The sequence below is a fragment of the Paraburkholderia sp. SG-MS1 genome (genome assembly GCF_012275575.1).
In the GTDB taxonomy this organism is placed as follows: Bacteria; Pseudomonadota; Gammaproteobacteria; order Burkholderiales; family Burkholderiaceae; genus Paraburkholderia.
The window spans coordinates 28,975-49,294 of sequence record NZ_NPIH01000101.1 but is presented as its reverse complement, the minus strand read 5'-3'; the positions used below and the strand labels follow the sequence as shown (position 1 = coordinate 49,294).

Here is a 20,320-nt window from a genome sequence, read left to right as displayed (position 1 = left end):
GCACGACGCCATCGCCGCCCTGCATCACGCCGGCATCGCGCTCGATGCGCCGCGCAGCGCCGCGCTCTACGTGCAGCGCAATGGCGAACGCATTCCGCTGTTCGGCGGCTGCGACGCGGGCGGCTACTTCACCGCCGCGTGCGCCGCCCATCCATTCGATACGCGCGGCTATTCGATGGACGTCAACCCGAACGGCGACACCTACCTGCAGCTCGTTTCGTTCGACGGGGATCAGGTGCTTGCGCGGACCTTGCTCGCGTCGTCCGAATCCGGCGACCCGGCCTCGCCCCACTATGCCGACGCGACGCGCGACTATGCCGCGCGACGCTGGCTGAGCATTCCGTTTTCCGAAGCGTCGATCGCGCGCGATTCCGCGTTGCGCGTGCACACCTTGAGTTCGTCGGATGCGCCAGCGCGCTAACCGCCCCACTGGCATGGAGCATCTGGGCGCAGGTCCATTCAACTGGCCAACAGGTCGACGCGGCGTCGAGCCGCATCGAACGTGAGCATCACGTGATCGTCCCACGCGAGATCGAGCGTGATCAACGCACCGCCGCTCATATTCATGCTCGACCGACATCTCTGGCTTTATACCCGGCTTTCATTCATACCGGTTGCGTGCCGTTCAAATCACCATTGCGATAGGCCGGGCTAAAAGCATAATCGACGGGGTTCGCCCATTCGTTCCAGCCACGCCCGGCACCGACGCGCCCGGCAAGGCCCCACTCATGCGGTTTAGCTGTATCGGACTTTGTGCGCCCGGCGCCGGCATCGCGTCGCTTTCAATTGCATTGGCGCGGTGATTTGACAAGCAGGTCAAACCTTGTAAGATCGACGGAAGTTTTTGCCGTGGGCATTAAGAAGTATCAAGTATCAAGTATCAAGCTCGTTGTCCGCATGAAAGCGCATTGCTGAAACACCGGATCAAAATGCTGGCCTTCAGTGAGAATACGCATGAAACACCTTTCTTCCATTACAACGCGGGTTCAGGCAACTTGCAATTGGACGCAAGCGTGCAATACGCCGGCTGCAACGGCCGCTCGGCAGCCATAAGAAAAACACCGCCGTCACACTGCAAGACCGTCAGACTGCAAGCAATTCAAAGCGAAAAAGAGTGCCTTCACCGAGGAGTTTCTCTTGCCCTGCTCCGCGTCAAGCTTATGTAGTCGTGCCGTATTCGTTGTCATCACCGGTTTGCCGCTGGTGCTCGCCGCCTGCGGCGACAGGCAGGATGCGCCCGCCGCGGCCATGCCGCCGGTGCCCGTACTGGTGGAGACGGTGGCCGCGTCGAACGTGCCGGACGTCGTCGAACTGCCTGGCCGGATCGAGGCGGTCCGCACCGCGGAGATCCGCGCGCGGGTCGACGGCATCGTCGAGCGCACGCTTTATCGGGAAGGCACGGACCTGAAGGCCAACGCGCCGCTGTTCCAGATCGACGACCGGGACTACCGCGCACAGTTGCAGCAGGCGCAGGCTGCATTGACGCGCGCGAACGCCGTGTACAAAAACGCGGCTTCGGTGGTGGATCGCTTCAGGCCGCTGCTCGAGCGGCACGCGGTCAGCGCACAGGAAAACGACGCCGCAGTCGCAACGATGCAGCAGGCCCAAGCCAACGTCGCCGATGCGCAGGCCGCCGTGACGCTCGCCAATCTGCGGCTCGAACGCTCGGTCGTCCGCACGCCGATCGCCGGACGCGTGGGCCGCGCGCAAGTCACCGAAGGCGCGCTCGTCAGCGCCGGCGCGGCCACGATGATGGCGCAGGTCAATCAGCTCTCGCCCATCAACGCGGTGTTCACGAAATCGAACACGGCGATGCTCGACGTCGAGCAACAGATCCAGTCGGGCACGCGCAAGGCGTTCGATATGAAACACGTCGAGGTCGAACTGCTGCTCGCCAACGGCCAGGTCTACGACGAGCGCGGCTTTCTCGACTTCGCCGACCTGGTCGTCGATCCGTCGACCGGCACGCAAACGGTGCGCGCCCAGTTCGCCAATCCATCGCGCACGCTGTTGCCCGGGCAGTTCGTGCGCGGGCGCATCATCACGGCGGGCAACCGGCAAGGCATCCGGATTCCCGAGCGCGCGGTGCAACTGGACAACGGCATCGCCAGCGTCGCGCTCGTCGCGGACGATGGCACCGTGGTTCACCGCAACATCGATCTCGGTGAGCAAGGCGAAGGACGCTGGACCGTGCGCGACGGGTTGAAGCCCGGCGAGCGTGTGATCGTCGACGGATGGCAGCGCGTCCAGCCCGGCCAGCGAGTCGATGCGCGGCCTGCCCCCGCAGCGGGGACAGCGGCGCCGACACCGGCTTCGGCCACGCGCTGACGGGAGCCCGATGAATCGTTTCTTCGTTTCCCGCCCGGTCTTCGCCTGGGTCATCGCACTGTTCACGGTGCTGTTCGGCACGTTGGCCGTCGCGCTTCTGCCAGTCGAACAATATCCGGACGTCGCGCCCCCCTCGCTCAGCATCTCGGCGATCTTCAGCGGCGCCGACGCGCGCACGCTCGATCGCACCGTTACCTCGATCATCGAAGACGAGATGAACGGCATCGAGAATTTTCTCTACATGTCATCGGTCAGCCGCTCCAACGGCACCGCGCAAATCACCGTGGTGCTCAAGCCGGGCACCAATCTCGACATCGCGCGCACCCAGGTGCAGGACCGCCTGAGCCGGGTCGAGCCGCGCCTGCCGCTGGAAGTGCGGCAACGCGGCATCAGCGTGACCAAGGCGTCGTCGGGCTTTCTGATGCTGCTCGCGCTGCAGAACGCCGACGGCTCCACCAATGCGACGGCGATGGGCAACTTCGCGTCCAGCAACATCGTCAATGAGTTGCGCCGGATCGACGGGGTCGGCGACGTGCAGCTGTTCGGCTCGTCGTACGCGATGCGCATCTGGCTCGACCCGACCAGGCTGGCGGGCTTCGGTTTGTCGGCGAGCGAGGTGTTGCAGGCCGTGCAGGAGCAGAACAGCCAGACGGCAGGCGGCGGACTCGGCGACCAGCCCAACGCGGGCGGCTCGGAATTCACCGCGCAGATCGTCACGCAAAGCCGCTTCTCGACGCCTGAGCAGTTCCGCGAAATCATCGTGCGCGCCAATCCGGACGGCTCGACCGTGCGCCTCGGCGATGTCGCGCGCGTCGAGCTCGGCAACGACAGCTACGGCACCCGGTTGAGCGTCAACGGCAAGGAGTCGGCCGGCATCGCGATCCAGCTCGCGAGCGGCGCCAACGCGCTCGCGGTCGCCAATCACGTGCGCCAGCGCATGACCGAATTGCAGCCGACCTTCCCGCGCGGCGTGACGTGGGCGGTGCCGTTCGATACGACGCCGTTCATCACGACGTCGGTCCATAGCGTGATACGCACGATGATCGAGGCGCTGCTGCTCGTCACCGTCGTGGTCTTCCTGTTCCTGCAGGACTGGCGCGCCACGCTCATTCCGACGCTGGTCGTGCCGGTCGCGCTGATCGGCACCTGCGCGGGGCTGTATCTGTTCGGGCTGTCGATCAACATTCTGTCGCTGTTCGGCATGGTGGTGGCAATCGGTATCCTTAACGACGACGCGATCGTGGTCGTCGAAAACGTCGCGCGCATCATGCGCGAAGAAGGGCTCAGCGCGCCGCGCGCCACCGTCAAGGCGGTCGGGCAGATTTCCGGCGCGGTGATCGCGAGTACGCTGGTGCTGGTCGCGGTGTTCATTCCGATGGCATTCTTCCCTGGCTCGACCGGCGGCATCTACCGGCAGTTCTCGGTGACGCTCGCGGTGTCGATCACCCTCTCCACCCTGCTCGCCCTCACGCTCGGCGCCGCGTTGTGTGCCGCGTTGCTACGCAACGAAACCTATAGCGACTCCGCGCCGACAAGCGCCGCCGGCAAACTGTTGCAGCGGGTGTTCGACGGCTTTAACCGCGGGCTCGGCGCGGGCACCGACCGTTATATTCGCGGCGTCGACGCGATGCTGCGCTCGCCGCTGCGCTGGCTGCTGCTGTTCGTGGTGGCCTGCGTGATGACCGCCTGGCTTTTCATACGGTTGCCGGGCGGCTTTCTGCCAACCGAGGACCAGGGACATCTGTTCATCACCTACACCGGCGCGCCGGGCTCCACCGAGCAGCGCACCCAGCATGCGGTCAACCAGGTCGAAGCGTTTTTGCGGCAACAGCCGCAGGTGCGTAACGTGGCCTCGGTCACCGGCTTCAGCTTCTTCGGCCAAGGTCAATCGGCGGCGCTCTCCTTCGTCGATCTGAAGCCGTGGGACGAGCGGCCAGGCGAGGCGAACTCCGCGAGCGCGCTGGTGCGCCGCGCCAACGGCGCGTTCCGGCAGATTCCCGAAGCGATGATTTTCGCGCTCGATCCGCCGGCCATCCCCTCGCTCGGCAACGCGACCGGCTTCACGATGAAGATTCAGGACCGTAGCGGCGTCGGCGGCGATGCGTTGCAACAGGCGGCGCGGCGCATCATGATCGAGGCGGCGCAAAGCCCGATTCTCGCGGGCGTGCGCTCCGAGGGCATGCCCGAGGCGCCGCAGCTGTACGTCGAGATCGACCGCGTCAAGGCGCGCGCGCTGGGCCTGCAGATCGGCCAGGTGAATCAGGCACTGGCGCTGTCGTTCGGCTCGAACTACGTGAACGACTTCGTGTTCGAGGGCAATGTGCTGCGGGTCTTTCTGCAAGCGGATGCCGAGCATCGGATGAGAGCGGAAGACGTGAGCGCGCTGCAATTGCGCAACAACCGCAACGAGATGGTGCCGTTCTCGGCATTTAGCCGCGTGCGCTGGATTTCCGGCCCGCAGCAGCTCGAACGTTATAACGGCTTTCCGTCGGCCACCGTGTCGGGCCAGGCGGCAGCGGGCCGCTCGAGCGGCGCGGCGCTCACTGAAATGGAACGCATCGCTTCGCATGTGCTCACCGGCAATCTCACGTACGAATGGACCGGCACCGCGTTCGAGGAGAAACAGGCCGGCGGCCAGATCGGCCTGCTGCTCGGTCTGTCGCTGGTGGTGGTGTTCCTGCTGCTCGCCGCCCTGTACGAAAGCTGGGCGATTCCGGCCTCGGTGCTGCTGATCATTCCGTTCGGCGTGATCGGCGCGGTGGTGCTGACGATGCTGCGCGGCCTCTCTGCCGACGTCTACTTCAACATCGGGCTCGTGACCATCATCGGGCTCGCAGCGAAGAACGCGATCCTGATCGTCGAGTTCGCGATCAAAGAGGAATCCGAAGGAAAAGACGCGATTGCCGCCGCGAAGAACGGCGCGCAGCAGCGTCTGCGTCCGATCCTGATGACCAGCGTCACTTTCGTGCTCGGCATGATGCCGCTCGTGCTCGCGACCGGCGCGGGCGCCGCGAGCCGGCGCGCGGTCGGCACCGGCGTGATGGGCAGCATGTTGACGGCGACGCTGTTCGGCATCTTCTTCACGCCGCTGTTCTATGTGGCCGCGCGTCGCTGGCTGAGCCGCAAGAAACGCAAGGTCGATCTCGACGACGATGACCTGTCCGCGCCCGCATCCAGCGGCGGCGAACCGGCGGGAGGCAAGCAAGATGCGTAAGCGCCTGCTCATCCCGCTCCTGCCGCTCGTCTGCTCGCTGGGCGCGTGCAATTTCGCGCCGACCTACCGCCAGCCCGAACTGCCGATTGCGGAGCGCTTCGACACCTCGGCGACGCTCCATGCCGAAGGCACTCACCTCGCAACCGAGGTCGACTGGGAAACGTTTTTCGCCGATCCGCACCTGAAGCTGCTGATCGCCACGGCGCTGCAACGCAACCGCGATCTGGCGGCGTCGGTCGCGCGCATCGAACAGGCGCGCGCGTTCTATCGCATCCAGAACGCGCAGCGCTTCCCGCAAGTCAACGTGAACGCCGGCGCGACGCGCACCAAAACGCCGCTCAGTTCGATCGAACCGGAACTTCCCGACAGCAACACGTCGATCCAGTTCAACCAGTACAACGTGCAGGCGGCGGTGACGTCGTTTGAACTCGACTTCTGGGGCCGCGTGCGCAATCTCAGCGACGCCGCGCGCCTGCGCTATCTCGCCACCGTCGAAGCGCAGCGCGCGTTCCGTTTGTCACTGATCGGCAATGTCGCGGCGAACTATTACGCGATCCGCTCGGGCGAGGAAGGCATCGATCTCGCCGAACGGACGCTGGCGAGCCGCCGCTATGCGCTGGAAGTCGCGAAGCTGCGGCTCGATGCCGGCGTGACGTCGATGGTCGACTACGAGCAGGCCGCGATTCTCGTCACGCAGGCGCAGACCCAGTTGGCGGAATTGCAAAGGACCACCGCGCAGCAGCGCAATCAACTGGAAGTGGTGATCGGCGGACCGCTGCAGGACACGCTACCCCCAGCGGCGCCGATCGCCGACGCGAAACAGTTCGGCGAGCTGGACCCGGGTTTGCCGTCCGCGTTGCTCGTCAATCGGCCCGACATCGTGCAGGCCGAACAGCAGCTTCGCGCAGCCGACGCGGACATCGGCGCGGCGCGCGCGGACTTTTTCCCGCGCATCGCACTGACGGGGAGTTTCGGTTATGTATCGGCGGAATTGAGCGACCTCTTCGTGCCAGGCAAACAGGCGTGGTCGGTAGGCGCGCTGGTCGCGATGCCGATCTTCGATGCCGGCCAGCGTCAGGCGCAACTCGCGCAGACGCGCGCACGGCGCGACGAACTGGTCGCCGATTATCAGCGCACCGTGCAGACGGCTTTTCGTGAGGTGTCCGATGCATTGGTCGGACGGCAACGCTATAAGGAGCAGATCACCGCGCAGGAACAGGCGGTCGAAGCGCAGCGGCAGCTCGCCGAAACGGCTGAGCTTCGCTATGAGAATGGGATCTCGATCTATCTCGAGGTGGTGGATGCGCGGCGCAATCTTTTTTCTGCCGAGCAACAGCTGATTCAGCTTCGCGCCACCGCGTTGCAGAACGGCGTATCGCTTTACGTCGCGCTGGGCGGCGGTCCCGACGCGCCGCCAATGCAACAGCTGCAAACGGTCGGGAACAGTCAGTCCAACTGAGGCACTGGCGCAATGTGCTGCGCGCAGTGCCGTTTTCGTCGATGCGTAGTTCGTCGATGTAATGCCGGCAGGTTAGCCGAGGTTCACGGTCACCGACGCTTCTTCACCATCGCGCACTACCGTCAGCGAAACGCTGTCGTCGGCCTGCGCGATCATCTGCTTGAGTTGCTGGACGCCGCGAATCAGCTTGCCATCCACCGCGACGATGATGTCGCCGGCCTGAATGCCCGCAGCGGCGGCCGGACCACCGGCCTGTTGCACGAGCACCCCGCCGGGCAGCGAGGCTTCCTGCTGCTCGTCCGCAGTCAGCGGGCGAACTGCCACACCGAGACGCGGGCGGGACTGCTCCGGCTGCGGCTGTTGTTGCGGTTGCCGCGCACGCGGCGACTCGGATGCAACTTGCGACGACTGCACACCGACCGTCACCGACAGCTTGCGCTCGGCGCCATTACGCCAGACGCTGAGCGTCGCCGTGCTGCCCGGCGTCAGTTGCGAAACCTGGCCCACCAGTTCGCGCGTGCCCTCGATGCGCGTGCCGTTCACGCTGACGATCACATCGCCCTGGCGCAAGCCGGCCGCTTGAGCCGGGCCGCTGGGATCGACCGAGCCGACCAGCGCGCCATGCGTCGAGGCCAGACCCAACGACTTTGCCTGCTCTGCGCTGACCGGTTGCACACCCACGCCGATGCGGCCGCGGCTCACATGCCCGGTGCTGACGAGCTGGTCTTTCACGTGCATCGCCGCGTCGATCGGAATCGCGAACGACAGGCCCTGGAAGCCGCCCGTGCGCGAATAGATCATCGAGTTGATGCCGATCACTTCACCGTTCAGATTGAAGAGCGGTCCACCCGAGTTGCCCGGATTGACCGGCACGTCGGTCTGAATGAACGGGATCGGGCTGTCGTCGGAGAACTGGCGCGCTTTTGCGCTGATGATGCCGGAGGTCACCGTGCTGTCGAAACCATAGGGAGAACCGATCGCCACGACCCATTCGCCGACCTTGCTGTTGGCCGGGTCGCCGATTTTCACGGTTGGCAGGTTCGATGCGTCGATCTTCAGAACAGCGACGTCGGACGTCTTGTCCGTACCCACCACGCGAGCGCGGAATTCGCGGCCGTCGGTCAGCTTCACGGTGACCTTGTCGGCACCTTCGACCACGTGATTGTTCGTCAGAACGTAGCCGTCCTGGCTGATGATGAAACCTGACCCGAGGGCCTCCCCGCCATGTCCGCCTTCACCGTCTTCACCACCGGTAGCGGCCTGCCTGGCGCCGATATGCACGACCGCCGCGCCGTAGCGCGAAACGATGCCGGAGAAGTCCGGCGCCGAGGAACGCGTGCCGGTGATGCCTGCCGAAGCGCCTGCGGCGGAGACTTCGCCGTGGGCATTGCTGACGGATGCGTCGGCTTCGCGGTGGCTGATTGCATAGGTACCGGCGATCGCCAGCACAACGCATGCGGCAGCGCTGCCGCGCCAATATTTCCTGGTGGTCATAGTCTGAAAGTGTGGGGTGGGTTACGTGGAGGTGGCGTACTGTAGGGGCCTCCTCTTAAAGGAGGCTTAAAGATGGTGAGCGATCAAGAGACACCTGTACGCCTTGATTCACGACCACACCAAGGCGCTTACGGACATTCGACGATCTTTACGCGCGCGTCGCCAAACGCCTTGTGGCCGGGCACCGGGGCCGTTTCAAAGCATCCGCCACGTCTTCCGTTTGAGAACTTGGTAAGTGATTTCCCCAGGATTGACCCCAGCTCATGCCCTTCCGATAATAGCCATATCGTGGACTATATGTCCACAATGCGGACACTTCAGAAAGGATCTCCATGCCCGAGGCTACCCACTCCCCCATGACGCCGTATCAGTTGCCTTTTCCAAAGGAAGCGCAGCAGGAAATCGTCGTTCCCTTCGCCATTCCGACTGATGAGCGCGTCTGGGTCCCGCAGGCGGAAAACGTCTCGTTCCGCCCGTTGTGCCTGAACGCGTCGCAGGGCTACTGGATGAACCTGCTGCGGGTTCGCAAGTCGGGCGTGCTGAGCCGCCATCGTCATCCGCAAAGCGTGCACGGCATGGTGCTCAAGGGCCGCTGGCGTTATCTGGAACACGACTGGGAAGCCACCGAGGGCAGCTATGTCTACGAGCCGCCCGGTGAAACGCATACGCTCTACGTGCCCGACGACGTCGAGGAAATGATCACGTACTTCCAGGTCAACGGGGTGATGTTCTACTGCGACCCCTACGGCAACTACACCGGCTACGAGGACGTGTTCACCAAGATCGACATGTGCCGCAAGCACTACACGGCCGTCGGCCTCGGTGAGGACTACGTGGACCAGTTCACCCGATGAGCGCGCCCGCGAGCCTTGCCCACTACGATTTCTCCGGGCGCGTCGCCGTCGTGACGGGGGCAGGCAGCGGCATCGGCCGCGCGATCTGCGAGGCGTTCGCGCGCAATGGCGCATCGGCAGTCAACTGGGACCGCGTGCCGGGTGAAGAGGACGCGCCCCGCGCGCTGCGTCACTTCCCGGTGGACATTACGCGCCCCGAATCGATCGAGACCGCACTCGCGGCAACACTCGACGCATACGGACGCGTCGACTATCTGGTGAACAACGCGGGTTTCGCAGGTCCTACGGTGCCGCTCGACGAATACGATCCGCTCGAATGGCAGCGCGTAATCGACGTGAACCTGCTCGGCACCTATCACGTCAGCCGCTTCGTCGTGCCGGTGATGCGCCGCGCGAACGCCGGGCGCATCGTCAATGTTGCGTCGCTGGCGGGCAAGGAAGGCACGCCGAACGCGTCTGCGTACAGCGCGGCGAAAGCCGGCGTGATCGCGATGACGAAGTCGCTTGGCAAGGAGCTCGCGCAGACCGGCATCCTCGTGAACGGCATCGCGCCCGCCGCGGTGAAAACCGCGCTGCTCGCGCAGATGTCGCCAGCCCACGTGCAAACGATGATCGATAAGAGTCCGCTGCGACGGCTCGGCACCACGGATGAAGTCGCGCAGCTCGCCTTGTGGCTTTGTTCGGATTCCTGCTCGTTCAGTACCGGCGCGATTTTCGATCTGTCTGGCGGACGGGCGACTTATTGACGTCTTCGTTGCAGATCGTGTTTTAACCGTTGTATTCGTACTATTCCAAACATCCGCAAGACCTCTTGCGCAGGAGACAAACATGCTTCAGAAGTCACAGCGTCTGAAACGTATTCAGGTGGTCGCGGTCGCCTTTCTGACGATTGCGGGCATCATCAATTACCTCGATCGCAGCACGCTGTCGATCGCGAATCACCTGGTGAGCGAGGAGCTTCATCTGTCCGCGTCGCAGATGGGGCTGCTGCTATCGGCGTTCTCGCTGTCCTATGCGTTCGCGCAGTTGCCGGTGGGCGCGTTGCTCGACCGTTTCGGCTCGCGCGTCATGCTCGGGCTCGGCATGCTGGTCTGGTCGATCGCGCAGGTGATGGGTGGCTTCATCCAGTCGCTCAATCATTTCCTGTTCGCGCGGGTCGTACTCGGCGTGGCCGAGGCGCCGCTGTTCCCGGCGGGCGCGAAGGTCGTCAACGAATGGTTTGCGGTACGCGAGCGCGGGCGGCCGACCGGCATGTTCATCTCGTCGTCGACCATCGCGCCGATGATCGCCCCGCCACTGCTCACCGTGCTGATGCTTTCGTTCGGATGGCGAACCATGTTCATCATCATGGGCGTGCTCGGCATTCTGGTGGCCGTGGGCTGGTACATGTTCTATCGCAACCGCGATGAACTGGTACTCACCGAAGCCGACACGGCGCACCTCGAAGAAGGTTCGCTGAACACCGAAGGTCCGAAAGGCCTGAGCTGGTCCGAATGGGGCGCGCTCTTCAAGCTGCGCAACACGTGGGGAATGATTTTCGGCTTCATGGGCGTGATCTACATGGTCTGGCTGTACCTCACGTGGCTGCCCGGCTATCTGGAGAAAGAGCGCCACCTGAGCATCGCGCATACCGGCTGGCTGGTATCGATTCCGTACATCTTCGGCACCATCGGCATGCTGAGCAGCGGCGTGATCGCCGACTATCTGCTCAAGCGCGGCATGGCGCCGATCCGCAGCCGCAAGTGGCCGCTGTGCATCGGCCTGATCGGCGCGGCGGCATTCACGGTGCCTGCCGCGTACACGCCGAGCACCACGCTCGCGATCGTCTATGTGTCCTGTGCGATGTTCTTCGTGAATATGTCGAGCGGCACCGCGTGGGCGCTCGTCAGCGTCGCGGCGCCGCGCCACCTCGTGGCATCGCTCGGCAGCATGCAGAACTTCGGCGGTTACCTGGGCGGCTCGTTCGCGCCGGTGATCACCGGCATCGTCGTCGATCAGACGCATTCGTTCGTCAACGCGCTGCTGATCAGCGCGGGCGTCGCGTTCGCCGCCGCCTTCGTCTACCTGTTCGTCGTGAAGGAAGTGGCTCCCGCGCCGCTGCCGAGCGCCGTCAAAACACAACCCACCTGAGCACTCGTTGCTGACTCACATGACATTCCAGAACAATCTACTTGAAGGCAAGGTCGCAATCGTCACGGGCGGCCTCTCCGGAATCGGCGCGGCCATTGCGAACGGGCTCGCGAAACTCGGTGCGCAAACGGTCGCGGCCGGTTTGCCGCTGCCCGAGGGGGTGCCGGATACGCTCGATCGCGAGATCCGGCGCGTCACGCTCGACGTGCGTTCGAGCGACGACGTCGCCGCGGCGCTGCAGGCGTTCGAGCGGCTCGACATCGTGGTCAATTGCGCGGGCGTGATCAGCCGGGTGGAAGAACACCGCATCGAGGTGTTCGAACGGGTGATGGACATCAACCTGAACGGCACGATGCGCGTGTGTTCGGCCGCGCGTGAATTGCTGAAGGCGTCGTCGGGCTGCATCGTGAATACGGCGTCGATGCTGAGTTTCTTCGGCGGCGGTCTGGTGCCGGCCTATAGCGCGAGCAAAGGCGCGGTCGCGCAACTGACCAAGTCGCTCGCGCTCGCCTATGCGGCCGACGGCATTCGCGTCAATGCGATCGCGCCGGGCTGGATTGCGACGCCGCTGACCCAGGCGTTACAGGACGACGACGGTCGCTCGCAGGCCATTCTGGATCGTACGCCGATGCGCCGCTGGGGCACGCCCGATGAAGTCGCGCAGGTCGCGGCGTTTCTGTGCACGCCGGCCGCGTCGTTCATGACGGGTGCGATCGTGCCGGTCGACGGCGGCTATCTGGTCGCGTGACGAACCGGCCCGGTGTCGATGGCATTGCGCCCGGGAAAGAAGGGCATAATTGCTCCACTGTGTCCGACCGTAGCCTGATGTCCACCTCCGATTCCAAGCCCTCCTCCGACACCGGCCAACCCGGCGAAAGCGTGGCCGCCGGCACGGCCAGTGCCGCCGATGCGAAGACCGTTGCCGGCGCCGCCGCGTTCTCCAAGTTCATTGCCGTGCTGCAACTGGTCGCCGATGCGCAGACGCCGCCCAACGTCGCCAGGCTGAGCGCGGCAAGCGGCTATCCGCGCCCTACTGTCCACCGTATCGTGGCCGCGTTGCAGGCCGAAGGGCTGATCGTCGGCGCGGGGAGCGGCAACACGTTCGCTCTCGGCCCACGCCTCGTCAACCTGGCGAGCCGCAGCTGGGAGCGCTCGGACTTGCGCCTCGCGGCGGTCGATGCACTGATGGAACTGCGCAATCTCACATCGGAAACGATCCATCTCGCCGTGCCGAGTCAGGGCGAGATGGTGTACATCGAGAAACTGGAAAGTCCGCACGCGGTGCGCATGGCGTCGCGCATCGGCACGCGGGTGTCGCTGACGTCGAGCTCGGTGGGTAAGGCCTATCTCGCGACGCTCGGCGTGACCGAACGCGAGGCGTTGCTGAAAGACGCGCCGCTGCGCCGCTTCACCGATCACACGCTCACTACGCTCGACGAGGTCCGTCGCGAGCTGATCGCCACGGAGCAACGCGGCTACGCCGAGGACCGCGAAGAGAACGAAGTCGCGATCTCCTGCTATGGTGCGGCGATTCGCGGCGCGGACGGACGCGCGCTCGGCTGCGTGAGCATCAGCATGCCGACCTTTCGCCTGGAGCGCGACGCGCAAACGCGCTATATCGAGCCGTTGCTGGCGGCTTGCCGGACTGTCGCGGCGCGTCTCGGGCCGGCTTCGGGACGCTGAGCAACGGGCGGTGCGCCCTCCCCGCGTCGCACGTCGTCAACACGGAAGCGGGCGCGGAATCTGCTACTCGATTAACCCGTTGATCGCTCGCCCGATACGCCGCTCAACGGCCCACCAGCGAGGCGACGCAATTTCAACGGAAGAATCGGGGCATCCGGTCGCGCATTCTTGAGCGTCAAGAGAAGCCGCCGGAGCCATCCGACCCGTCGAATCGAACGAGGAGAACCACGATGACCCTGCTCATTTACCTGGCCGGCTGGATCATTCTGATTGCCGGCGTGTCATGGGGACTGGTGACACTGCACGTCGCTCAACACACTGTCGAAATCGTGGCGGTCATTCTGCTGGGCGTGGCGGTAATTACCGGCGCCACGCGGGCACGCAGCCGCGACAAGACCTAGACTCGCACGCCCGTCCAAGCCTGACACCGTTCGGACGGGCGCATGGCTTATTACTCGCCGCTGCCCCCAACGACCCGCCGCCGGCATTGCCGCCGCATCCGAAACTGTTATTCTTCCCTCTCTCCCGACCGTCAACCGGTCGCCTGGCGCCATGGCGCGGCACTCCCCCATCGGCGCTCACGCGCCCGACCTCACAGAGACAGGAATTTGCATGTTCGGTTTTCTGCGCGGCTATTTTTCCAACGACCTGGCCATCGACCTCGGCACGTCGAACACGCTGATCTACATGCGTGGCAAAGGCATCGTGCTCGACGAACCCTCGGTGGTCTCGATTCGCCAGGAAGGCGGCCCGAATGGCAAGAAGATCATTCTGGCCGTCGGCAAGGAAGCGAAACAGATGCTCGGCAAAGTGCCGGGCAACATCGAGGCGATCCGCCCGATGAAAGACGGCGTGATCGCCGACTTCAACATCACCCAGCAGATGATCAAGCGCTTCATCCAGATGGCGCATGAATCGCGGATGTTCGCGCCGTCGCCGCGCATCATCATCTGCGTGCCGTGCGGTTCGACCCAGGTCGAGCGGCGTGCGATCAAGGAAGCCGCTCATAGCGCGGGCGCGTCGCAGGTCTATCTGATCGAGGAACCGATGGCCGCGGCAACCGGCGCGGGCCTGCCGGTATCGGACGCGACCGGCTCGATGGTGGTCGACATCGGCGGCGGCACAACCGAAGTGGGCGTGATCTCGCTCGGCGGCATCGTGTACAAGGGCTCGGTGCGCGTGGGTGGCGACAAGTTCGACGACGCGATCGTCAACTACATCCGCCGCAACTACGGCATGCTGATCGGCGAACAGACCGCCGAAGCGATCAAGAAGGAAATCGGCTCCGCATTTCCGGGCTCCGAAGTCAAGGAAATGGAAGTCAAGGGCCGCAATATGTCCGAAGGCATACCACGCAGTTTCACCGTGTCCAGCAACGAAATTCTCGAAGCGCTCACCGATCCGCTGAACCAGATCGTGTCGGCCGTGAAGATCGCCCTGGAACAGACGCCTCCCGAACTCGGCGCCGATATCGCCGAGCGCGGCATCATGCTGGCGGGCGGCGGTGCGCTGCTGCGCGACCTCGACCGGCTGCTGGCGGAAGAAACGGGGCTGCCGGTGTTCGTCGCCGAAGCGCCGCTCACGTGCGTGGTGCGCGGCTCCGGCATGGCGCTCGAACGGATCGAGAAATTCGGTGGCTTCTTCTCTTATGAATGAGCCCGCGCGGCGGTGAGTGATTGCGCCGCGTGTCTGCTGGCGACCGGATCACGCGCTGCCTGTGCGCCCGCGGCCTCATGCCTGTTGCGGCGTCGCACGGATTATTTTCGGCGCCGCGCGCGAACTTATACTTCCGACTCCGGCGCGCTCAAGCGCAACTCATCCCCGTAGCGGAGCAAGCATGCACGACTCGCGACTCGCCTGTGCCATCGACGGCATGGTCACCAGCCCCCATGCGTTGGCGAGCGAGGCTGGCCGCGACGTCTTGCGGGCGGGCGGCAATGCGATCGAAGCGGCCATCGCGATCGGCGCGGCGCTGTGCGTGACGTATCCGCATTTCACCGGACTCGGCGGCGACGCCTTCTGGGTGATCGGCGACCGCACGGGGACATTGCGCACGCTGTCGGGCATCGGCCAGGCCGCGGCTGAACTGCCCGCGTTCGATGCCGCGATTCCCGTGCGCGGCGCGGCGTCCGCGCTCACGACTGCCGCCACCGTCGATACCTGGCACCAGGCATACGAGATCAGTCAAAGCACGTGGGGCGGCACGCAGCCGTGGTCGTCGCTGTTCGAGCGTGCGCTCGATTATGCAAGCAACGGTTTTCCGGTCACGCCGTCCCAACATTTCTGGCAAAGCCTGCGCGCCGACGAACTGAGCGCATTACCCGGCTTCGCGGCGGCCTTCGCGCCGCATGGCAGGATTCCGGCCATCGACGAGCATTTTGCGCAACCGGCGTTGGCGAAAAGCATCGAACGGATTGCCCGTTTTGGCGCGCGCGAGTTTTATGAAGGCGAGCTGGCCGAGCGAATCGCACGCGGTTTGCAGCAGGCCGGATCGCCGCTCACCGCGAGCGATCTCGCCAGAACCCGCGCGCGCGACGAGGCGCCGTTACGGGTCGCGTATCGCGGCGGCGAACTGGTGAGCCTGCGCCCGCCCACGCAAGGGGTGACGACGCTGCAGATCATGGGTACGCTCGATCGCTTCGACCTCGCCTCGATTCGCGAAGGCAGCGCCGATTACTACCACCTGCTGGTGGAAGCGGTGAAATGCGCGTTCGTCGATCGCGACCGTTTCGTTTCCGATCCGGAGTTCAACGACGTGCCAGTCGAGCAGATGCTCTCGCGCGCGACCCTCGACGCGCATGCCGCGTCGATCGACTTGCAGCAGGCCCGCGCCTGGCCGCACGTGTTCCGCCCGGGCGACACGGTGTTCATCGGCGCGACGGATCGCGAGGGACGCAGTGTCAGCGTGCTGCAAACGGTCTACTTCGATTGGGGCAGTGGCGTGGTCGCGGGCGACACCGGCGTTCTGTGGCACAACCGCGGCGCGTCGTTCAGCACGCACCCCGCGCATCATAACGTCGTGCAACCGGGCAAGCGCCCCTTTCATACGCTGAACCCGGGCATGTATCTGAAAGACGGCCGCCCGCACTTGCTGTTCGGCACGCAAGGCGCCGACGGTCAGCCGCAAACGCTCGCCGCGATTCTCACGCGGCTGATCGACTACAGGATGAACCCGCTCACCGCCCTCGCCCGCCCGCGCTTTCTGCTCGGCAAGACGTTCTCCGACACGCGCGATGCGTTGAAGCTCGAAGAGGACGCGGGCGCCGACGTGTTCGCGGCGCTGGCCGCGCGCGGCCACGAGGTCAGTACGATCGCGGCGCAAAGTCCGCTCGCGGGTCACCCGGGCGTGATTCGCATCGATGCCGACGGCACGGTTTCAGGCGCGCACGATCCGCGCAGCGACGGGCGCGCGCTGGGCGTGTGATCAGGGTGGTGCCGGGGCTGCGCGATCGAACGGCTGAACGCCGTCACCCGAGCGTAAACCGGTCGCGTGTCGTCACATAGTCGCTCGCACCAAATCGGCCCACCGGAAAGTAGTGCTGCAAGCGCACGCGCCACGTCTCGATGTCGATCAGTTCGTCGCGCGCATGCAGCCGATGCACGCGGCCGATAAAGATCTGCCGGCTGCTCGTCTCCAACGTCTCCCAGATCGTGCATTCGAACGCGACCGGCGCTTCGGTGATGCGCGGCGGCGCAACGTGCGAACTCGCCACCGGCGTCAAGCCGACCTCCGCGAGTTCGCTCACATGAGGCGGCAGCCTTGCGCCGCAGCGATGCATTTTTTCGGCGATAGCCTCGTCCGCGAGATGCACGACGAACTCACCGGTCCGCATGATATTGGCCGCCGTGTCCTTGAGCGTGCCGTCCGCGCCGCGGTTCACGCTGATCATCACGATAGGCGGCTCTTCGCCGAGCATGTTGAACATCGAGAACGGCGCGGCGTTGATCGTGCCGTCGGGCCCGAGCGTCGTGACGAGCGCGATCGGACGCGGCACGATCAGGCTCGCCATCAGCTTGTAGCGCTGGTATTCGGTGATCGCTGCGAAATCAATTTCCATGTCGGTCCGCCTGGTTCGTGGTCGCGTGTCCAATGATGCCGAGTAATTGGCCGAGACTCCTCTCGCCACGCATCCGCGAAGTTTCAATGCGCTCTTCGAGATCGCGCAGATGCGCTTCCATATGCGCGATCGCGCCTGCCGCGTCGCGCGCCTCGATGCAATCGACGATGGCCGCATGCTCCGCGTGCTCGCACGGCGCATGCCCCGGCGGTTCGTACACACCCACGATCAGCGAACAACGCGACACCAGTTCCTTCAGATAGTTTTGCAGGATCGAGTTGCCCGCCAGCGCGGCGATGCGCATATGAAAGCCGCTCGCGAGCGTCGCCCACGATGGCTGGTCGAAACGATGCATCGCGTCGTGCTCGCTCGCGAGCTGCTGACGCAGCGCCTTGATATCGCGCGCGCTCGCACGCTGCACGGCCAGTTCGACGAGCATCCGTTCGACCGAGCGCCGCGCCTCGAAAATCTCGCGGGTTTCCTCGGGCGTCGGCTCCGCGATCACTGCGCCCTTGTTCGGCCGCAACACGACGATGCCGTCATAAGCGAGTTTTTCCAGCACGCGACGCACGACCGCGCGGCCCACACCGAATAGCTGGCACAGCTCGGGTTCGGGCAGCTTCGTACCGGGCGTCAAACGATGATTGAGCACGCCATCGAAAATCGACTGGTAGATGCGCGCATCGATGTCGGCCTCTTCACCACGAGCCTTTTTCGCGGTGGCCGCGCCGTCTCGCGGGCTCATACCGCAGCCGGGCGCACGATGCCGTCCCGCTCCAGATCGTCCATATGATTTGCGATCGCGCCCGGTGTGGTGATCCACACATCGCCTCGCGCACGCGCCGCGGCAATATGCTCGAGCGCACGGCGCAGATGCCGCAACCTGTACGGCTGCCCGACCAGATACGGATGCAGCGCGATGCCCATCACCAGGGCCTGCGGTTGCGAACCGCGATTAGCCTGTTCGAGCATCTCATCGAACTGGTCGACGATCATGTCGGCGAACGCACGGCCGTCCATGTGGCGGCCCACCATCATCGGCAGGTCGTTGAGTTCCTGCGGATACGGAATCGACCAGAGGGGCGCGCCGCGCGTGGCCATGCGCACGGGGCGGTCGTCGTGACACCAGTTCAGGGTGTAGCGATAGCCGGTCTCGGCCAGCAGATCGGGCGTCAGATGCGATTCGGAAATCCACGGCGACAACCAGCCTTGCGGCGGTGTACCGGACTCTTCCGCGATCCGTTCGCGGCAATGCAGAAGCAGGTCACGCTCGCCGCGTTCGTCGAGCTCGCTCTGCCGGTGCGCATTCGTGTGGCCATGACCAATCAGTTCATCGCCACGCGCAACGCAAGCCGCGATCAGTTCAGGACAGTGATCGTAGAGCGCGGTGTTGATCAGCGTGCCGGCGGGCAAGGCGAGTTGGTCGAACAGTTCGATGCAGCGCCACGCCCCGACGCGATTGCCGTATTCACGCCAGCTATGGTTCAGCACGTCCGGTTGCGGTGAAAGCGGCCCGAGCGCCGCACCGAGTCCTTCACCGAACGCAAAGTGCTCGATGTTGAAGCCGAGATAGACCGCAAGTCCCGCGCCGCCAGGCCAGCGGAACGCGTCGCTATCCGTGATCGGCCTATATGCAAAACGTCCATGCGTGGCGAGCGATTGACGCGCGCGGTTCTCTATTGCAGGCATGTGCGTGTCGTTCATGAGAAGAAACCGTGGATGACGAAAAACGCCGCGTCACGTCATGGATGAACCGGATTGACCGGTTCATGCCCCGAGACGGACCGCTGACGCACCGTGATCGCGCAAATCCATCCTGCTGATCGCTAACGATCGACGCTGCGGATCGTTTGCAATATGTGCGCCAACTCGTAGACGTTAGGCCCAACGGTACGTCCGCATACCGCGAGCGCCGTCGTGCGATGGATGGCACATGTCTTGCGTTTGCATCGCCTCGCATAGGTGGCGTAGCTGTTTTGGCGCGCGCCCACTGTTCGCCGTTCACGAGGACACTTCCTTCATGATTCAGCCTGCTTCAACGGTGCTCGATACTCAAGCCGCCGATATCGAACTGGTTCACGTGTCGAAGCAATACGGCGATTCGCTGGCCGTCGACGCGATCGACCTGCGCATCGCCGGCGGTCAATACTGCTGCCTGCTCGGACCGTCGGGCTGCGGCAAGACCTCGACTCTGCGCATGATCGCCGGTCATGAATCCGTCACCGATGGTGACATTCTGATCGCGGGCCGCAACGTCACGCGCGCCGAACCCGCCGCGCGCGGCACCGCGATGGTGTTTCAGAACTATGCACTCTTCCCGCATCTGAGCGCGCTCGACAACGTCGCGTTCAGCCTGAAGATGCGCGGCGTCGCGAAGGACGTGCGGCGCAAGCGCGCCGCCGAACTGCTCGAACTCGTCGCCATGTCCGCGTATGCCGCGCGCAAGCCGGCACAACTCTCCGGCGGCCAGCAGCAACGCGTCGCGCTCGCGCGCGCCTTGCTGAATCAGCCGGGCTGCCTGCTGCTCGACGAACCGCTCTCCGCGCTCGACCCGTTCCTGCGCGTGCAAATGCGCGCCGAACTCAAGCGCTGGCAGAAAGAACTCGGCATCACCTTCGTCCACGTCACGCACTCGCAGGAAGAAGCAATGGCGCTTGCCGATCTCGTCGTGGTGATGAGTCACGGCCGTATCGAACAGAGCGGCACACCGCATGAAGTCTTCAACCGGCCACGTACCGAATTCGTCGCGCGCTTTCTCGGCGGACATAACGTCTTCAACACGAATGGCCGCTCGTTTACCGTGCGCGCCGATCATCTGCGCGTGGTGCCGCATGGAGTTACACCCGTGCACAACGCCGGCGGCGAGGGCGGCCTGCCCCGCATCGGCGGCGTGCCCTGCAAGGTCCGCGAAGCCGAGTACCAGGGCACGCATTTGCGCATGACGCTCGATCCGCTCGACGGCTCGCCCGAACTGATCTCGCTCGTGAGCGACGGCGACTACGACGCGGCGCGGCTCGGCCCCGAGGCGCGCGTGGTGGTGTGGTGGAACGAGCAGGACGCGCATCCGCTCGCGGCCTGAGCGTTTGAACGCGGCCGGCGC

17 protein-coding genes are annotated in these 20,320 nt (G+C 64.7%); 13 read left to right on the top strand and 4 right to left on the bottom strand.

Annotation, left to right across the window (positions count from 1 at the left end; genetic code table 11):
* The 4 genes from CIC12_RS06955 to CIC12_RS06940 all read left to right on the top strand — a co-directional run.
* Window positions 1-421: penicillin acylase family protein (locus CIC12_RS06955; protein ID WP_174771946.1), on the top strand; the 421-nt coding region annotated here is incomplete at its 5' end.
* Window positions 422-1,137: 716 nt separating this feature from the next.
* Entirely contained in the window at window positions 1,138-2,328 is a 1,191-nt protein-coding gene (locus CIC12_RS06950) for an efflux RND transporter periplasmic adaptor subunit (RefSeq protein WP_168663426.1), read from the top strand.
* A 10-nt stretch (window positions 2,329-2,338) separates the two neighbouring features.
* Window positions 2,339-5,542, top strand: a complete 3,204-nt coding sequence (locus tag CIC12_RS06945) for a multidrug efflux RND transporter permease subunit (protein ID WP_168663424.1) — start codon at window positions 2,339-2,341, stop codon at window positions 5,540-5,542.
* Window positions 5,535-7,001, top strand: coding sequence for an efflux transporter outer membrane subunit (locus CIC12_RS06940; protein WP_168663422.1), 1,467 nt, complete (start codon window positions 5,535-5,537; stop codon window positions 6,999-7,001). The genes CIC12_RS06945 and CIC12_RS06940 overlap by 8 nt, the downstream gene beginning before the upstream one ends.
* A gap of 72 nt (window positions 7,002-7,073) precedes the next feature.
* Here the strand turns inward: CIC12_RS06940 and CIC12_RS06935 are convergent, their stop codons facing one another.
* Entirely contained in the window at window positions 7,074-8,495 is a 1,422-nt protein-coding gene (locus CIC12_RS06935; protein WP_168663420.1) for a trypsin-like peptidase domain-containing protein, read from the bottom strand.
* 332 nt (window positions 8,496-8,827) lie between these two features.
* Between CIC12_RS06935 and CIC12_RS06930 the strand changes: the two genes are divergently transcribed.
* The 8 genes from CIC12_RS06930 (at window position 8,828) to ggt (ending at window position 16,586) form a co-directional block, all read left to right on the top strand.
* Entirely contained in the window at window positions 8,828-9,349 is a 522-nt protein-coding gene (locus CIC12_RS06930) for a 2,4'-dihydroxyacetophenone dioxygenase family protein (protein ID WP_168663418.1), read from the top strand.
* The gene (locus CIC12_RS06925; RefSeq protein WP_168663416.1) at window positions 9,346-10,095 is read left to right on the top strand and encodes an SDR family NAD(P)-dependent oxidoreductase; all 750 of its coding nucleotides are present in this window, start codon (window positions 9,346-9,348) and stop codon (window positions 10,093-10,095) included. Before CIC12_RS06930 ends, CIC12_RS06925 begins: the two co-directional genes overlap by 4 nt.
* An 82-nt stretch (window positions 10,096-10,177) precedes the next feature.
* Window positions 10,178-11,479, top strand: coding sequence for an MFS transporter (locus CIC12_RS06920; protein ID WP_168663414.1), 1,302 nt, complete (start codon window positions 10,178-10,180; stop codon window positions 11,477-11,479).
* 19 nt (window positions 11,480-11,498) lie between these two features.
* Window positions 11,499-12,227: an SDR family NAD(P)-dependent oxidoreductase gene (locus CIC12_RS06915; protein ID WP_168663412.1), complete on the top strand. Its 729-nt coding sequence runs from the start codon at window positions 11,499-11,501 to the stop codon at window positions 12,225-12,227.
* Window positions 12,228-12,304: 77 nt separating this feature from the next.
* Entirely contained in the window at window positions 12,305-13,162 is an 858-nt protein-coding gene (locus CIC12_RS06910) for an IclR family transcriptional regulator (RefSeq protein ID WP_168663410.1), read from the top strand.
* A 230-nt stretch (window positions 13,163-13,392) separates the two neighbouring features.
* Window positions 13,393-13,563 (top strand): hypothetical protein, encoded by a 171-nt coding sequence (locus CIC12_RS06905; RefSeq protein WP_168663408.1) that lies wholly within the window; start codon window positions 13,393-13,395, stop codon window positions 13,561-13,563.
* A 211-nt stretch (window positions 13,564-13,774) separates the two neighbouring features.
* Entirely contained in the window at window positions 13,775-14,818 is a 1,044-nt protein-coding gene (locus tag CIC12_RS06900) for a rod shape-determining protein (protein WP_121322348.1), read from the top strand.
* A gap of 181 nt (window positions 14,819-14,999) precedes the next feature.
* The gene (ggt, locus tag CIC12_RS06895; RefSeq protein WP_174771945.1) at window positions 15,000-16,586 is read left to right on the top strand and encodes a gamma-glutamyltransferase; all 1,587 of its coding nucleotides are present in this window, start codon (window positions 15,000-15,002) and stop codon (window positions 16,584-16,586) included.
* Window positions 16,587-16,629: 43 nt separating this feature from the next.
* On the opposite strand, the gene CIC12_RS06890 is transcribed toward ggt, so the two are convergent.
* From CIC12_RS06890 to CIC12_RS06880, 3 genes are read right to left on the bottom strand one after another with little or no spacing between them, the layout of a single operon-like run.
* Window positions 16,630-17,220 carry a flavin reductase family protein gene (locus tag CIC12_RS06890; protein WP_168663406.1) on the bottom strand — a complete coding sequence of 197 codons (591 nt, stop codon included), beginning with the start codon at window positions 17,218-17,220 and terminating at the stop codon, window positions 16,630-16,632.
* The gene (locus CIC12_RS06885; RefSeq protein ID WP_168663404.1) at window positions 17,210-17,965 is read right to left on the bottom strand and encodes a GntR family transcriptional regulator; all 756 of its coding nucleotides are present in this window, start codon (window positions 17,963-17,965) and stop codon (window positions 17,210-17,212) included. The genes CIC12_RS06890 and CIC12_RS06885 overlap by 11 nt, the downstream gene beginning before the upstream one ends.
* Window positions 17,962-18,924, bottom strand: a complete 963-nt coding sequence (locus CIC12_RS06880) for a polysaccharide deacetylase family protein (RefSeq protein WP_168663402.1) — start codon at window positions 18,922-18,924, stop codon at window positions 17,962-17,964. The genes CIC12_RS06885 and CIC12_RS06880 overlap by 4 nt, the downstream gene beginning before the upstream one ends.
* 316 nt (window positions 18,925-19,240) lie before the next feature.
* On the opposite strand from CIC12_RS06880, the gene CIC12_RS06875 reads away from it, so the two are divergent.
* Window positions 19,241-20,299, top strand: a complete 1,059-nt coding sequence (locus tag CIC12_RS06875) for an ABC transporter ATP-binding protein (protein ID WP_168663400.1) — start codon at window positions 19,241-19,243, stop codon at window positions 20,297-20,299.
* Window positions 20,300-20,320: the final 21 nt, after the last annotated feature.

Excerpts from the sequence above, each read along its gene's own strand:
- CIC12_RS06945 (WP_168663424.1), top strand. The coding sequence starts at position 2,339 with ATGAATCGTTTCTTCGTTTCCCGCCCGGTCTTCGCCTGGGTCATCGCA.
- CIC12_RS06940 (WP_168663422.1), top strand. The coding sequence starts at position 5,535 with ATGCGTAAGCGCCTGCTCATCCCGCTCCTGCCGCTCGTCTGCTCGCTG.
- CIC12_RS06935 (WP_168663420.1), bottom strand. The coding sequence starts at position 8,495 with ATGACCACCAGGAAATATTGGCGCGGCAGCGCTGCCGCATGCGTTGTG.
- CIC12_RS06930 (WP_168663418.1), top strand. The coding sequence starts at position 8,828 with ATGCCCGAGGCTACCCACTCCCCCATGACGCCGTATCAGTTGCCTTTT.
- CIC12_RS06925 (WP_168663416.1), top strand. The coding sequence starts at position 9,346 with ATGAGCGCGCCCGCGAGCCTTGCCCACTACGATTTCTCCGGGCGCGTC.
- CIC12_RS06920 (WP_168663414.1), top strand. The coding sequence starts at position 10,178 with ATGCTTCAGAAGTCACAGCGTCTGAAACGTATTCAGGTGGTCGCGGTC.
- CIC12_RS06915 (WP_168663412.1), top strand. The coding sequence starts at position 11,499 with ATGACATTCCAGAACAATCTACTTGAAGGCAAGGTCGCAATCGTCACG.
- CIC12_RS06910 (WP_168663410.1), top strand. The coding sequence starts at position 12,305 with ATGTCCACCTCCGATTCCAAGCCCTCCTCCGACACCGGCCAACCCGGC.
- CIC12_RS06905 (WP_168663408.1), top strand. The coding sequence starts at position 13,393 with ATGACCCTGCTCATTTACCTGGCCGGCTGGATCATTCTGATTGCCGGC.
- CIC12_RS06900 (WP_121322348.1), top strand. The coding sequence starts at position 13,775 with ATGTTCGGTTTTCTGCGCGGCTATTTTTCCAACGACCTGGCCATCGAC.
- ggt (WP_174771945.1), top strand. The coding sequence starts at position 15,000 with ATGCACGACTCGCGACTCGCCTGTGCCATCGACGGCATGGTCACCAGC.
- CIC12_RS06890 (WP_168663406.1), bottom strand. The coding sequence starts at position 17,220 with ATGGAAATTGATTTCGCAGCGATCACCGAATACCAGCGCTACAAGCTG.
- CIC12_RS06885 (WP_168663404.1), bottom strand. The coding sequence starts at position 17,965 with ATGAGCCCGCGAGACGGCGCGGCCACCGCGAAAAAGGCTCGTGGTGAA.
- CIC12_RS06880 (WP_168663402.1), bottom strand. The coding sequence starts at position 18,924 with ATGAACGACACGCACATGCCTGCAATAGAGAACCGCGCGCGTCAATCG.
- CIC12_RS06875 (WP_168663400.1), top strand. The coding sequence starts at position 19,241 with ATGATTCAGCCTGCTTCAACGGTGCTCGATACTCAAGCCGCCGATATC.